Raw genomic sequence first — 13,539 nt, forward strand, 5'->3', positions numbered from 1 at the left:
GCCACCTTGCAGGGCATGCGCGACGCTGAACCGTCGCGTTTAGGGGAGACGGCGTGACTTCAATCATATCGGTGAAGGGTCTGACCAAGACCTATGCGTCTGGCCATCAGGCCCTCAAGACGATCAACCTGGACATCGAGAGGGGCGAGATCTTCGCCCTCCTGGGCCCGAACGGGGCCGGCAAGACCACCCTGATCAGCATCATCTGCGGCATCGTCAATCCCAGCCTGGGCGTCGTCCTGGCCGACGGCCACGACGTGGTGAAGGACTATCGCGCCGCCCGAACCAAGATCGGCCTGGTGCCACAGGAACTGCACACCGACGCCTTCGAGACGGTCTGGGCCACGGTCAGTTTCTCGCGCGGCCTGTTCGGCAAGCCGCGCAATGACGCACTGATCGAGAAGATCCTTCGCGATCTGTCCCTGTGGGACAAGAAGGACAGCAAGATCATGGCGCTGTCGGGCGGCATGAAGCGCCGGGTGATGATCGCCAAGGCGCTGAGCCACGAGCCGACCATCCTGTTTCTGGACGAGCCCACCGCCGGCGTCGACGTCGAGCTGCGCCGCGACATGTGGGAGATGGTCCGCCAGCTGCGCGAGAGCGGCGTCACCATCATCCTGACCACCCACTATATCGAGGAGGCCGAGGAGATGGCCGACCGGATCGGGGTGATCAACAAGGGCGAGATCATCCTGGTCGAAGACAAGACCGTGCTGATGCGCAAGCTGGGCAAGAAGCAGCTGACCGTGCACCTGCGCGAGCCGCTGACCACCCTACCGGCCGGCCTGGACGACGCTTCGCTCAGCCTGATCAATGACGGCGCAGACCTCGTCTACACCTTCGACGCCCAGGCCGACGACACCGGCATCGCCGATCTGCTGAAGCGGCTCGCCGAGCACGGGGTCGACTTCAAGGACCTCAAGACCGACCAGAGCTCTCTGGAAGACATCTTCGTCAGCCTGGTGAGGGCCCCGCAATGAACCTCTTCGCGATCAAGGCCATCTACCGCTTCGAGATGGCGCGGTGGTTCCGCACCCTGCTGCAGAGCATCCTGGCGCCGGTCATCTCGACCTCGCTGTATTTCGTGGTGTTCGGCTCGGCGATCGGCTCGCGCATGCAGTCGATCGACGGCGTCAGCTACGGCGCCTTCATCATCCCCGGCCTGATCATGCTGTCGCTGCTCAGCGAGAGCATCTCCAACGCCTCGTTCGGCATCTACATGCCCAAGTGGGCCGGCACGATCTATGAGCTGCTCTCGGCCCCGGTGGCCTGGTTCGAGGCCGTCACCGGCTATGTCGGCGCCGCCGCCACCAAGTCGATCTGCCTGGGCCTGCTGATCCTGGCCACCGCCCGGATCTTCGTGCCGTTCGAGATCGCCCACCCGTTCGTGATGCTGCTGTTCCTCGTCTTGACCTCGATCACCTTCAGCCTGTTCGGCTTCATCATCGGGGTCTGGGCCGACAATTTCCAGAAGCTGCAGATCGTGCCCGCCCTGATCGTGACGCCGCTGACCTTCCTGGGCGGCAGCTTCTACTCGATCAAGATGCTGCCGGAGGTCTGGCAGAAGGTCACCCTGTTCAACCCGGTGGTCTATCTGATCAGCGGTTTCCGCTGGAGCTTCTACGGCCAGTCGGACGTCGGCGTCGGCGTCAGCCTGGCCATGACCGGCGTGTTCCTGGTCATCTGCCTGACGGCGGTGGGCTGGATCTTCAAGACGGGCTACCGGCTGAAGGTGTGATCGGCCTCGGCGCTGTACTCCTCTCTTGTCATCCCGGCCGAAGCGAAGCGTAGAGCCAGGACCCAGGGGCAACCGCTTTGCGTCGACCCCTGGGTCCCGGACAGCCTCTGCGAGGCTTCCGGGATGACAAGAAATGGCGCCGTTCAGTCGGTCTCCGCCGCGCCGGCTTTAAGCCCCTGCGCGCCGCCGCCCTTGCTCACCAGGGCCGCCTCGGCGGCTCTGACCATGGCGCGTTCGGCGTTGAAGGCCGTCAGGGTCTCGCAGGTGGCGAAGAAGCCGGGATCGGCGTTGGTGTCGATCGCGGGCTGGGCCACGATCAGATGCAGGCCGCGGGCCTTCAGCTTCAGCACCGCCTCCAGCAGGTCCGTCGTCGTGCCGGCCAGGGCGTGCAGGCTGAGCACCGCCAGGGTTCCGCCGGGCGCCAGGGCCGCCAAGGCCTTGTCGAGGCCGGGGCGGATGATGGCGTTGGTCAGGCACCGGTCGCTGAACACCTCCTGGCAGCCCAGGAGCAGCAGGCGCTCCTCCTGGACCGGGCTGAAGAAGACGCCCCTGACGGGCGGCAGGCGGTAGTAGCCGACGCGGTTCATCGCGTCGGCTTGGCAAACCCGGAGAGCCTTGGCGAGGACTTTCCGGGACCGCCCACAGCTTCTTAAGCCAGCAAGCCCCCTAGGAGACGAGATTGGCAACAAGGGCCGAGATCGGCGTGGTCGGGCGGCCGATCAGGCCCGACAGCTGATGGCCGTCGTCGAACAGGCCGCCTTGCGACGCGCCGACGTCCGACTGGGCCAGGATCGCGGCGAAGGCGGCGGGCAGGCCCAGGCCTTCCAGAATCTTGGCGTACTCGGCCTCGGGCAGGTCGTTGTAGGGAATGGTCTTGCCGGCCTTGGTCGAGATCTCGGCGGCCAGCTCGGCCATTGTGAAGGCGGTGTCGCCGGCCAGTTCGTAGGTCTTGTTCTCGTGGCCATCGGTCGCCAGCACGACGGCGGCGGCCTCGGCGTAGTCCGCGCGGGCGGCGGCCGAGATCCTGCCCTGGCCGGCGCTGCCGATCAGCGCCCCCGACGCGACGGCGCCGTGGATGGCGCCGGCATAGTTCTCGGCGTACCAGCCGTTGCGCAGCAGGGTGTAGGCGACACCCGAAGCCTTGAGCAGCGCCTCGGTGGCCTTGTGCTCGTCGGCCAGGACCAGCGGCGACGTGTCGGCGCGCAGGATGCTGGTATAGGCGATCCGCTTCACGCCGGCCGCCTGCGCGGCCTCGATGACGGCGCGGTGCTGCGGCAGACGCTGGCCGACCTCATTGCCGGAGATCAGCAGCAGGGTGTCGACGCCTTCGAGCGCCGGCCCCAGGGTCTGGGCTTTGGTGTAGTCGGCGGCGCGGGCGGCCACGCCCAGGTCGGCGGCCTTGGCCGGATCGCGGACCAGGGCGAGAATCTCGCCGGCCGGGACGCGCGCCTTGAGGCTTTCGACGACGAGGCGGCCCAACTGGCCGGTGGCGCCGGTGATGGCGATGGTCATGATCGTTCTCCCAATGGGTATGACGGTCTCGATCTGGGCGCCTTGCTTACTTTTCGTAAGTACCCACATGAATGTAAGCATGAAAGAAACTTCGCCCCCTCCCGCGCCGCTCTCGGAGAAGCTGATGCGCGGCGACCTGATGGCGCCCGACTGTCCGTCGCGCGCGGTGCTGCAGCACGTGACCAGCCGCTGGGGCGTGCTGGTGCTGATGGCCCTGGAGACGGGGACACATCGTTTCAGCGAACTGCGCCGGGGCATCGGCGGGGTCAGCGAGCGGATGCTGGCCCAGACCCTGCAGCAGATGGAAGGCGACGGCTTCGTGCGCCGCGTGGCCTACCAGGTCGTGCCGCCGCATGTGGAGTACAGCCTGACGCCCCTGGGCCTGGAGGTCGCCGAGAAGGTGCGCGGCTTGGCCGACTGGATCGAGCTCAATCTCGACCGGATCCTGGTCGGCGAGCCAGAGGACGCGCCAGTTATCTAAGCGCTCTTTCCATCAGGCTCTGGCGAACCGCGCCCGGTACGCGCCGGGCGTGGTCGAGAACTGGCGCCGGAAGTGATGGCGCAGGGCCGGCGCGCCCAGGCCTACGGCCTCGGCGACCTGCTCGATCCCGGCCGGCGAGGTCTCCAGCAGATCCCGCGCCCGGTTCAGCCGTTCGGCCAGCAGCCAGCGGGCCGGGGTCTCGCCGGTGGCGGCCTCGAAGCGGCGCAGGAAGGTCCGCTCGCTCATCCCCGCCGCGCCGGCCAGGGCCTTGATCGTATGGTCGCCGGCGAGATCGGCGCGCATCCGGTCGAGGATCGGCGAAAGCCGCGAGGCCTCATGCGCCACGGGCACGGGCCGCGCGACGAACTGGGCCTGGCCGCCGTCGCGATGCGGTGGCACGACCAGGCGCCGGGCGACGGTGTTGGCGGCCTCGGGTCCGAAGTCGCGGCGGATCAGGTGCAGGCCAAGATCGATGCCCGCCGCGCTGCCGGCCGAGGTCAGGAGGTCGCCTTCGTCGACATAGAGCACGTCGGGCTGGACTGCGATCGCCGGATAGCGCTGGCGCAAGGCGTCGGCATAGCGCCAGTGGGTGGTGGCCCGGCGTCCGTCCAGCAGACCCGTGGTCGCCAGCACGAACACCCCCGAGCAGATCGACATCAGCCGCGCGCCCCTGGCGTGGGCCTTTCGCAGCGCCTCGATCAGTGGCGTGGGCGCGGGATGATCGATCCCCCGCCAGCCCGGGGCGACGATGACGCTGGCCTCGCTCAGTAGTTCCAGTCCGCCGTCGCCGACGATCCGCACGCCGCCCAGGCCGCGCAGGTCGCCCGGCTCCACGGCGGCGGTGGCGAAGCGGTACCAGTCGGCGCCCATCTCCGGACGCGGCAAGGCGAACAGCTCGACCGCCACGCCATATTCGAAGGTGCAGAGGCCGTCATAGGCGAGGACCACGACGAGAGGCTGAGCGTTTGGCATGATCTTTACGGTCGATGTCGATCTCGCCAGCTAACGCGGGCGCGGTCCGCGCGGCAAGTCTAGGGGCGTCCAAACCTGGAGAGCGCCATGAGCTTCGTGTCCGAGATTCCCGCCGCCCCGTCTGCCGTCGCCGCCGACCACTTCGCCGCGCGGCTGTCGCTGGAGACCGATTGCGCCGACGTCGCCGCCGCCCTGCAGGCGGGTGAGGTCGATTTCGTCCTGCTGCATGTCGTCGGCTCGCCGCAGGCCTATGCCCGCGGTCACGTGCCGGGCGCGATCCACCTGCGCCACGCCGACATGACGGCCGAGCGGATGGCGCAATGGCCCGCCGACACCCTGTTCGTCGTCTATTGCGCTGGCCCGCACTGCAACGGCGCCGATCGCGCGGCGCTGAAGCTGGCCCGGTTGGGCCGACCGGTGAAGCTGATGCTCGGCGGGATCACGGGTTGGGAGGACGAAGGCCTGCCGTTCGTGAGCGGCGAGGAGCCGGGCGTTCTCGAGGCCTAGAAGACCCTCGGATTGGCCTGGCGCAGGCCTTCGTTGGCCAGGGCGTCGGCGCGTTCGTTCAGCGGATGGCCGGCGTGACCCTTGACCCAGCGCCAGTCGACATCGTGCCGTTCGCGGGCGGCGTCGAGGCGCTTCCAGAGGTCGTCGTTCTTGACCGGGCTCTTGTCGGCGGTCTTCCAGCCGCGCGCCTTCCAGCCGCGGATCCACTCCTGGATGCCCTTCATCACGTACTGGCTGTCGGTATGCAGCTCGACCTTGCAGGGGCGGTTCAGCAGCTCCAGCGCCTGGATGGCGGCCATCAACTCCATGCGGTTGTTGGTGGTCGCCGGCTCGCCGCCGCAGATCTCTTTCTTCTTGTCGCCATAGAACAGGATGGCGCCCCAGCCGCCCGGGCCGGGATTCCCCTTGCAGGCCCCGTCGGTATAGATCGTGACCTTGGGCGTCATGCGAACAGCACGAGGCCTTCGCGGTGGACGGCCAGCTTGCGCTCGTACTCCAGCGGGTCCTTGGGCTTTACGAGGGCGCCGGCGGGCGTCGAACCCCAGTCGGCCAGGCGGGTCAGGAAGAAGCGGATGGCCGCGCCACGCGCCAGGATCGGCAGGGCTTCCTTCTCGGCCGGGCTCAGCGGCCGGCGGCGCTCATAGCCGTTCAGCAAGGCCTTGGCGGCGGTGATGTTGAAGCTGCCGTCGGGTTCGAAGCACCAGGCGTTCAGGGTGACGGCCACGTCGTAGGCGTAAGCGTCCTCGCAGGCGAAGTAGAAGTCGATCGCCGCGGCGAACTTGCCGTTCGACTCGAAGAAGACGTTGTCCGGGAAGTAGTCGGCGTGGATCACGCCCGACGGCAGGTTGCGCGGCCACATCAGGGCCAGCTGCGCCAGGTCGCTGTCGATGGTCGCCGACAGGCCGGGCTTGAGGTCCTCGGCGGCCTTGCGGTGCTTGGAAAACAGCGGCGACCAGGCGCTCTGGCCCAGGTCGTTGGCGCGGCGGCCGGGATAGCCCTCGCCGGCCAGATGCAGCCAGGCCAGGCCCTCGCCCGCCTCGCGGCAGTGGGCGACGGTCGGCTTGCGCACCGACAGGCCGGGCAGGAACTCGACGATGGCGGCCGGCTTGCCGCGCAAGGTCGCCAGGGTGGCGCCCTTGCGGTCCGGGATCGGCCGGGCGCTGGGATAGCCCCTGTCGGCCAGCCAGGTCAGCAGGTTCAGGAAATAGGGCAGATCGTCGGCCTTCACCCGCCGCTCGTAGACGGTCAGGATATAGCGACCCTTCTCGGTCTCCAGCAGGAAGTTGGAGTTCTCCACCCCCTCAGCGATGCCCTTGAAGGCCAGGGGCAAGCCCAGGTCGTAGCCCGCCAGGAAGGCTTCGAGTTCAGCGTCGGTGATGTCGGTATAGACGGCCATGGTGTCGGGATGCGGGACGAGGGGCTGGCGGTCAAGGGGGCGTTGAAGTATAACGTTCGTAAGAACGTGGAGCCGCTTGATGATCGCTCTTAAACTGACCCAGATCGGAAACTCGGTGGGTGTAGTTCTGCCCAAGGAGGCTTTGGTCAAGCTCGGCGTTGAGAAGGGTGATGTCGTCTATCTGACCGATGCTCCCGGCGGCGTTCTGCAGATCTCGCCATATGACCCCGAGGTCGCTCGTCAGATCGAACTGGGCGAAGAGATCATGGATGAGTATCGCGATACCTTCCGCGCGCTAGCCAAGTGAACCTTGAGCCCGTTTGGGTTCACGTCGAAGCCCTGAAAGTCCTGCATGAGCGAAGCCTCGCGCTGCACGGCGGCCCGTCGGGCGTGCGCGATCATGGCTTGCTGCAATCGGCGTTGGAGAGGCCGAAGAACCGCTTTCACTACGAGGGTGTGACGGACATAGCCGAGCTTGCCGCCACCTATGCCGTCGAGATCTCGGGCAACCATCCGTTCGCCGACGGCAACAAGCGTGCGGCCTTTCACGCGATGGCGTTGTTTCTGCGCCTGAACGGATTGAGGCTGAAGACCGATCAGGCGGAGGCGGCGCGCACGATCTACAGGCTAGCGGCCGGTGAGCTCGACATTCTGGCTCTGACCGCCTGGCTCCGAACGCGCGTCGTCTAAGCCGTCAGCAGCCTCGGCAGCTTGAACGTGATGGTTTCGCGGGCCTCGACCAGTTCCTCGACGGTGGTGTCGAAGCGCGCCGAGATGGCGTCGATGACGCCCTGCACCAGGTCTTCCGGGGCCGAGGCGCCGGCGGTCAGGCCCACGCGCGAGACGCCGTCGAACCAGGTCCAGTCGATGCCGTTGGCGTCGTCGATCAGATGGGCGGCGGTGGCGCCGGCCTTCAGGCCGACTTCCTTCAGGCGCACCGAATTCGAGGAGTTCTTCGAGCCGACCACCAGCACCAGTTCCGACTGCTCGGCCAGGTGTTTGACCGCGTCCTGGCGGTTGGTGGTGGCGTAACAGATGTCTTCCTTGTGCGGAGCGGCGATCCCGGGGAAGCGCTCGCGCAGCAGGGCCACCATGTCCGCCGTGTCGTCGACCGACAGGGTGGTCTGGGTCAGGAAGGCCACGTTGGCGGCGTCCTTGGGCTCCCAGGCGGCGGCGTCCTTGATGTCCTCGATCAGGGTGACCGAGCCCTCGGGCAGCTGGCCCATGGTGCCGATGACTTCCGGGTGGCCGGCGTGGCCGATCAGCACGATCTCGCGGCCGGCGTCATAGTGTTTCTGGGCCTCGACGTGGACCTTGGAGACCAGCGGGCAGGTGGCGTCCAGATAGATCATCTGACGCGATTGGGCCTCGGCCGGCACCGATTTGGGCACGCCGTGGGCCGAAAACACCACGGGGCGGTCGTCGGGGGCCTCGGACAGTTCCTCGATGAACACCGCGCCCAGGGCCTTCAGTCGGTCGACCACGTGGCGGTTGTGGACGATCTCGTGGCGCACATAGACCGGCGCGCCGAACTTCTCGACGGCGCGTTCGACGATCTGGATGGCGCGGTCCACGCCAGCGCAGAAGCCGCGCGGGCTGGCCAGCACGAGCGAGATCGGGCGACGAACCGGCATGGGGGCGGGCGTATGGGCGTTCATGCGCGGAAACTAGTCGTTCGGATGGTCCGGCGCCAGGAGTCTGCGTCGTTGCGACGTCACGCATATGCCTTTATCAGGCTGCATGACGCCGAAGGGGCTGCATGGTCCCGCTTGGCTCTTCTTTTTCTCGAACCGGACGTTTCATGCGCCGCATTCTTCCGCTCGCCCTCAGCGCCATGATGGCCGTCTCGTTCGTCGCGACGGCGACGACTGTTCATGCGCAGATGGGGCCCGGCGGCGGCCAGGGCGGCGGCCCCGACGATGACAGCGGCGCCGCGAAGAAGAAGAAGCGCGACGAGGAGTGGAACCAGCCCAAGGCGCCGCTGCAGCAGCTGCGCAACGCCGGCCCGTGCCCCTATGTGAAGGTGCTGTACGACGCCAGCCGTTATGTCGAGTTCAAGGACGGCAAGGAAGCCGCCAACCAGGCCGGCTTCACGGGCGAGATCCAGAGCATCTCGTCGGGCTGCGCCTACAAGGCCAACGAGCCGATCAGGATCCGCATCGAAGCCCTGTTCCAGCTGGGCCGCGGCCCGCAGGCCGAGGGCGACAAGCACGTCTATCGCTACTGGGTCGCCGTCACCGAGCGGAACCAGTCCGTGATCGCCAAGGAATATTTCGACCTGCCGGTGACCTTCGCGCCCGGCAAGGATCGCGTATACGCCACCGACACGATCGAGCAGATCACCATTCCGCGCGCCGACGACAAGGTCAGCGGCAGCAACTTCGAGGTCCTGTTGGGCTTCGACGTGACCCCGGAAATGGCCGCCTTCAACCGTGACGGCAAGCGCTTCCGCGTCAATGCCGGTCAGGCCGCACAGGCTCAGCAAGCTGGGCAAGCAGGGAACACCACCAAGCAATGAACGATTTGAAGCGGTCCCTGAGCGAGGCGGCCGCGGCCGCTTTCCAGGCCGCCGGACTGCCTCCCGAATTCGGACGCGTCACCGCCTCCGACCGTCCCGACCTGGCTGATTTCCAGTGCAACGGCGCCCTCGCGGCCGCCAAGAGCGCCAAGCGCAATCCGCGCGAGATCGCCGTGCAGGTCGTCGATATCCTGAAGGGCGACCCGCGCCTGGCCTCGGTCGAGATCGCCGGAGTCGGCTTCATCAACATGCGCGTCAGCGACGAGGCCCTGTCGGCCCGCGCCCGCGAGATCGCTTCCGACGATCGCGCCGGCGCTCAGCTGCTGGAAACCCCGCGCCGGGTGCTGGTCGACTATGCCGGCCCGAACGTCGCCAAGCCGATGCATGTGGGCCACCTGCGCGCCTCGATCATCGGCGAGTCGGTCAAGCGGCTGTACCGCTTCCGCGGCGATGACGTGGTGGGCGACGCCCACTTCGGCGACTGGGGCTTCCAGATGGGCCTGCTGATCAGCGCCATCATGGACGAGGACGCGTTCATCAACGCCCTGATGCAGAAGCTTCCCGAGGCTCCGCGCGGCTTCAGCGCCGCCGACGAGGCCAAGGTGATGGCCGAGTTCGAGAGCCGCATCACCCTGGCCGACCTCGACCGCATCTATCCGGCCGCCTCGGTGCGCCAGAAGGAAGATCCGGCGTTCAAGGAGCGCGCCCGCAAGGCCACCGCCGAGCTGCAGAACGGCCGCTTCGGCTATCGCCTGCTGTGGCGTCACTTCGTCAATGTCAGCCGCGTGGCCCTGGAGCGCGAGTTCCACGCCCTGGGCGTCGACTTCGACCTTTGGAAGGGCGAGAGCGACGTCAACGACCTGATCGAGCCGATGGTCCGCCAGCTGGAGGACAAGGGCCTGCTGGTCGACGACCAGGGCGCCCGCATCGTCCGCGTGGCCCGCGAGGGCGACAAGCAGGACGTGCCGCCGCTGTTGGTGGTGTCGTCGGAAGGCTCGGCCATGTACGGCACGACCGACCTGGCGACGATCCTGGACCGCCGCAAGTCGTTCGACCCCCACCTGATCCTCTACTGCGTGGACCAGCGCCAGGCCCTGCATTTCGAGACCGTGTTCCGCGCCGCCTACCTGGCCGGCTACGCCGCCGAGGGCTCGCTGGAGCACATCGGCTTCGGCACCATGAACGGTGCGGACGGCAAGCCCTTCAAGACCCGCGCCGGCGGCGTCCTGAAGCTGCACGACCTGATCGAGATGGCCCGCGAAAAGGCCCGCGAGCGCCTGCGCGAAGCCGGCCTCGGCGCCGAGCTGACCGAAGAGCAGTTCGAGGACACCGCCCACAAGGTCGGCGTCGCGGCCCTGAAGTTCGCCGACCTGCAGAACTTCCGCGGCACCTCCTACGTCTTCGACCTCGACCGCTTCACCAGCTTCGAGGGCAAGACCGGTCCGTACCTGCTGTACCAGTCGGTGCGTATCAAGAGCGTGCTGCGCCGCGCCGCCGAGGCCGGCGCCGTCGCCGGTCGCATCGTGATCCGCGAGCCTGCCGAACGGGACCTGGCCATGCTGCTGGACGCCTTCGAGGGCGCCCTTCAGGAGGCCTATGACAAGAAAGCCCCCAACTTCGTGGCCGAGCATGCCTACAAGCTGGCTCAGTCGTTCTCGAAGTTCTACGCGGCCTGCCCGATCGTCAGCGCCGACACCGAGGAACTGCGCGCCTCGCGCCTGAGCCTGGCCGAGACCACCCTGCGCCAATTGGTGCTGGCCCTCGACCTGCTCGGCATCGAAGCGCCGGAACGGATGTAGGGTTCGAGCCCCTCGCGGCGGTTGCAATCGCCGCGAGGGCGCACGACAGTCCCGGCCGCACTTGCGTGTGTCGGGAGGGGTTATGAACAAGTCCGTGGTCGCCATGTTGATGGCGAGCGCCTGCGTCAGCGCGATCGCCGCGCCGGCCTTCGCCGAGAAGGCCAAGCCCAAAACCGACAAGTACGCCGACGCCACCGCCGGCCTCGAACGCAAGGACGGCCTCCTGCCGGTGTTCGTCGACAAGAAGGACGGCAAGATCCTGGTGCTGCTGCCCAAGCCGGGCGCGGACGGGATCGCGGGGCGCTATATCTACCAGACCTATCTGCGGTCGGGTCTGGGCTCGAACCCGACGGGTCTGGACCGCTCGGCGCCGGGCGACACCCAGATCATCGCCTTCCACCGCGTGGGCGGCAAGGTCATCGCCCAGTTCGAGAACTGGGGCTTCTCGGCCGCGCGGGGTTCGGTCGACGAGCAGAAGGCGGTGGCCGACTCGTTCCCGGTCTCCAGCGTCTGGTCGAACGCCATCGAGGCTGAAAGTCCGGACGGGGGCCTTCTGGTCGATGTGACCAGCTTCCTCACCCGTGACGCCCAGGGCGTCGCCAAGACGCTGAAGCGCGGCAAGCAGGGCGACTTCCGTCTGAACGACGGCCTGTCCTACGCCGACACCGGCGCGGTGAACGTCTTCCCGCTGAACGTCGAGCTGGAGGCGGTCGAGACCTTTGTCGGCGACGATCCGGGTTCGGAGGTTCGCGGCATCGTCCCCGACCCGCGCAACGTGACCCTGGCCCTGCACCACTCGTTCGTGGCCCTGCCCGAGCCGGGCTATCAGCCGCGCCAGAACGATCCGCGCGTGGGCGTGATCGACCACACCGTGGCCGACTATTCCGCGCCGCTGGGCGAGCCGCTGGTCTATCGGCTGGTCCATCGCTTCCGGCTGGAGAAGACCGATCCGACCGCCGCCCGCTCGCCGGTCAAGAAGCCGATCGTGTTCTATGTCGACCGCGCGGCGCCCGAGCCGGTGCGCTCGGCGCTGATCGAGGGCGGCCGCTGGTGGAACCAGGCCTTCGAGGCCGCCGGTTTCATCGACGCCTTCAAGGTCGAGCTGCTGCCCGAGGGCGTCAGCCCGCTGGACGCTCGCTACAGCGTCGTCAACTGGGTGCACCGCCAGACGCGCGGCTGGTCGTATGGCCACGCGGTGGTCGACCCGCGCACGGGGGAGATCATTAAGGGCGACGTGCTGCTGGGCTCGCAGCGCGTCCGCCAGGACCGGCTGATCTTCGAGGGACTGGAAGGCGCGGCGGCCACTGGCAAGGGCGGCCCCAACGATCCGATCGAGATCTCGCTGGCCCGCATCCGCCAGCTGTCGCCGCACGAGATCGGCCACTCGATCGGCCTGCAGCACAACTTCGCCGCCAGCACCTATGGCGACCGCGCCTCGGTGATGGACTATCCGGCCCCGAGGATCGCCATCAAGGGCGGCCAGCTGGACTTCTCCGACGCCTATGGGCGCGGGATCGGCGCCTGGGACAAGTTCGTGATCGACTGGCTGTATGGCGTCGCCCCGGCCGGCGTCGACGAGAAGGCCTGGCTGAAGGCCAAGGCCGACAAGAGCCAGGCCGACGGCCTGCGCTATGTCTCCGACGACGATGCGCGCGGGCAGGACACGCCGCATCCGGTCGGCGCGGTCTGGGACAACGGTTCCGACCCCGTCGTCGAGCTCGACCATCTGATGGCCGTGCGCAAGATCGCGCTGGACCGTTTCGGCCTGGCCAACCTGCCCAAGGGCGGGTCGGTGGCCGATCTGCGCCGCGTGATCGTGCCGATCTACATCTTCCATCGCTATCAGGTCGACGCGACGGCCAAGCTGGTCGGCGGCGTCGACTTCACCTACGCCGCCGAGGGCGATGGCCGGGAGGCCAGCAAGATCGTTCCGCCCGCCCGCCAGGCCGCCGCCATCGACGCGCTGCTGAGGACGCTGGCGCCCGCCGCGCTGGACCTCTCCGACAAGACCCTGGATGTCCTGACCTCGGGCCAGTCGCAGGGCGCCGACAAGGCCAATGATGTCGAGACCTTCGGCCAGGGGCCGGTCTTCGACCTCCCCGCGACCGCCGACGTCGCCGCCGACCTCGTCTGGGGCGACCTGTTCGCGCCGGCGCGCCTGAACCGTCTCATGGAGGCCAAGCGCCGCGATCCGGCCCAGCCGGGTGTCGAGGGGCTGTTGGACAAGGCCCTGGCCTTCGCCGCCTTCGATGGCAAGGCGACGGGCCGCCAAGCCGAGCTGGCGCGTCGCGTCCGCCAGAGGATGGTGGTCAACCTGGCCAACGCCTTGGGCGACAAGGACCTGTCCCCGACCGCGGCCACCGTGATCCGCGCGCGTCTGGCCGACTGGGGCAAGGGCCTCAAGGCCGTGACCGCAAGCGACGCCGCCGACCGCGCCCAGGCTCGCGCCCTGGCTGGTGTCGTCACCGATGAAAGCGGCGACCGCCTGGCCGGGCTGATCGAGGAAGGCAAGGCCAAGGTCGTCATCCCGCCCGGCCCGCCGATCGGCGAGGACGACTGGTTTGGGGGCATCGGCCTCTGACGTGGCAGGCCGTGCTTGACTCGCACGGCCGCCTC

The 13,539-nt window shown here is 67.9% G+C and carries 15 protein-coding genes and 1 pseudogene; 10 read left to right on the forward strand and 6 right to left on the reverse strand.

Features of this window, described 5'->3' with window-relative positions; genetic code table 11:
• Nucleotides 1-53: 53 nt before the first annotated feature.
• The 3 genes and pseudogenes from AC07R7_RS05175 to AC07R7_RS05185 form a co-directional block, all read left to right on the forward strand.
• Nucleotides 54-980, forward strand: coding sequence for an ABC transporter ATP-binding protein (locus AC07R7_RS05175; RefSeq protein ID WP_494634381.1), 927 nt, complete (start codon nucleotides 54-56; stop codon nucleotides 978-980).
• Nucleotides 977-1,738: an ABC transporter permease gene (locus tag AC07R7_RS05180; RefSeq protein WP_494634382.1), complete on the forward strand. Its 762-nt coding sequence runs from the start codon at nucleotides 977-979 to the stop codon at nucleotides 1,736-1,738. Before AC07R7_RS05175 ends, AC07R7_RS05180 begins: the two co-directional genes overlap by 4 nt.
• Nucleotides 1,735-1,866 (forward strand): annotated as a pseudogene (locus tag AC07R7_RS05185) (hypothetical protein); the annotation flags it as partial. The gene AC07R7_RS05180 and the pseudogene AC07R7_RS05185, both read left to right, overlap by 4 nt.
• 15 nt (nucleotides 1,867-1,881) lie before the next feature.
• On the opposite strand, the gene AC07R7_RS05190 reads toward AC07R7_RS05185, so the two are convergent.
• Both AC07R7_RS05190 and AC07R7_RS05195 read right to left on the reverse strand, forming a co-directional pair.
• Nucleotides 1,882-2,325: a recombinase family protein gene (locus AC07R7_RS05190; protein WP_494634383.1), complete on the reverse strand. Its 444-nt coding sequence runs from the start codon at nucleotides 2,323-2,325 to the stop codon at nucleotides 1,882-1,884.
• A gap of 79 nt (nucleotides 2,326-2,404) precedes the next feature.
• Complete coding sequence (locus tag AC07R7_RS05195) at nucleotides 2,405-3,250, reverse strand: SDR family oxidoreductase (RefSeq protein ID WP_494634384.1); 846 nt, start codon at nucleotides 3,248-3,250, stop codon at nucleotides 2,405-2,407.
• Nucleotides 3,251-3,329: 79 nt separating this feature from the next.
• Here AC07R7_RS05195 and AC07R7_RS05200 point away from each other — a divergent pair, with 79 nt between their 5' ends.
• On the forward strand, nucleotides 3,330-3,731 hold the full coding sequence (locus AC07R7_RS05200; RefSeq protein ID WP_494634385.1) for a winged helix-turn-helix transcriptional regulator: 402 nt from the start codon (nucleotides 3,330-3,332) through the stop codon (nucleotides 3,729-3,731).
• Between the two features lie 12 nt (nucleotides 3,732-3,743).
• Here the strand turns inward: AC07R7_RS05200 and ftrA are convergent, their stop codons facing one another.
• Entirely contained in the window at nucleotides 3,744-4,703 is a 960-nt protein-coding gene (ftrA, locus tag AC07R7_RS05205; protein ID WP_494634386.1) for a transcriptional regulator FtrA, read from the reverse strand.
• Between the two features lie 87 nt (nucleotides 4,704-4,790).
• On the opposite strand from ftrA, the gene AC07R7_RS05210 reads away from it, so the two are divergent.
• Nucleotides 4,791-5,210, forward strand: a complete 420-nt coding sequence (locus tag AC07R7_RS05210) for a rhodanese-like domain-containing protein (protein WP_494634387.1) — start codon at nucleotides 4,791-4,793, stop codon at nucleotides 5,208-5,210.
• On the opposite strand, the gene rnhA is transcribed toward AC07R7_RS05210, so the two are convergent.
• Nucleotides 5,207-5,656, reverse strand: a complete 450-nt coding sequence (gene rnhA, locus AC07R7_RS05215; RefSeq protein ID WP_492888131.1) for a ribonuclease HI — start codon at nucleotides 5,654-5,656, stop codon at nucleotides 5,207-5,209. The two genes, AC07R7_RS05210 and rnhA, sit on opposite strands and share 4 nt — an antisense overlap.
• On the reverse strand, nucleotides 5,653-6,606 hold the full coding sequence (gene thrB, locus AC07R7_RS05220; protein WP_494634388.1) for a homoserine kinase: 954 nt from the start codon (nucleotides 6,604-6,606) through the stop codon (nucleotides 5,653-5,655). Before thrB ends, rnhA begins: the two co-directional genes overlap by 4 nt.
• Before the next feature lie 79 nt (nucleotides 6,607-6,685).
• Here thrB and AC07R7_RS05225 point away from each other — a divergent pair, with 79 nt between their 5' ends.
• Both AC07R7_RS05225 and AC07R7_RS05230 read left to right on the forward strand, forming a co-directional pair.
• Complete coding sequence (locus tag AC07R7_RS05225; RefSeq protein WP_494634389.1) at nucleotides 6,686-6,913, forward strand: AbrB/MazE/SpoVT family DNA-binding domain-containing protein; 228 nt, start codon at nucleotides 6,686-6,688, stop codon at nucleotides 6,911-6,913.
• On the forward strand, nucleotides 6,910-7,296 hold the full coding sequence (locus AC07R7_RS05230) for a type II toxin-antitoxin system death-on-curing family toxin (RefSeq protein WP_494634390.1): 387 nt from the start codon (nucleotides 6,910-6,912) through the stop codon (nucleotides 7,294-7,296). The genes AC07R7_RS05225 and AC07R7_RS05230 overlap by 4 nt, the downstream gene beginning before the upstream one ends.
• Here the strand turns inward: AC07R7_RS05230 and ispH are convergent.
• Nucleotides 7,293-8,240: a 4-hydroxy-3-methylbut-2-enyl diphosphate reductase gene (gene ispH, locus AC07R7_RS05235; protein WP_494634849.1), complete on the reverse strand. Its 948-nt coding sequence runs from the start codon at nucleotides 8,238-8,240 to the stop codon at nucleotides 7,293-7,295. The genes AC07R7_RS05230 and ispH overlap by 4 nt on opposite strands.
• Before the next feature lie 167 nt (nucleotides 8,241-8,407).
• On the opposite strand from ispH, the gene AC07R7_RS05240 reads away from it, so the two are divergent.
• The 3 genes from AC07R7_RS05240 (at nucleotide 8,408) to AC07R7_RS05250 (ending at nucleotide 13,504) form a co-directional block, all read left to right on the forward strand.
• A complete protein-coding gene (locus AC07R7_RS05240; protein WP_494634391.1) occupies nucleotides 8,408-9,124 on the forward strand; it encodes a Tat pathway signal sequence domain protein in 717 nt (238 codons plus the stop codon).
• A complete protein-coding gene (gene argS / locus AC07R7_RS05245) occupies nucleotides 9,121-10,923 on the forward strand; it encodes an arginine--tRNA ligase (protein ID WP_494634392.1) in 1,803 nt (600 codons plus the stop codon). Before AC07R7_RS05240 ends, argS begins: the two co-directional genes overlap by 4 nt.
• Nucleotides 10,924-11,005: 82 nt before the next feature.
• Nucleotides 11,006-13,504: a zinc-dependent metalloprotease gene (locus AC07R7_RS05250; RefSeq protein WP_494634393.1), complete on the forward strand. Its 2,499-nt coding sequence runs from the start codon at nucleotides 11,006-11,008 to the stop codon at nucleotides 13,502-13,504.
• The last annotated feature ends 35 nt before the right edge of the window (nucleotides 13,505-13,539 follow it).

The organism is Caulobacter sp. GW821-FHT05F04 (assembly GCF_059419665.1).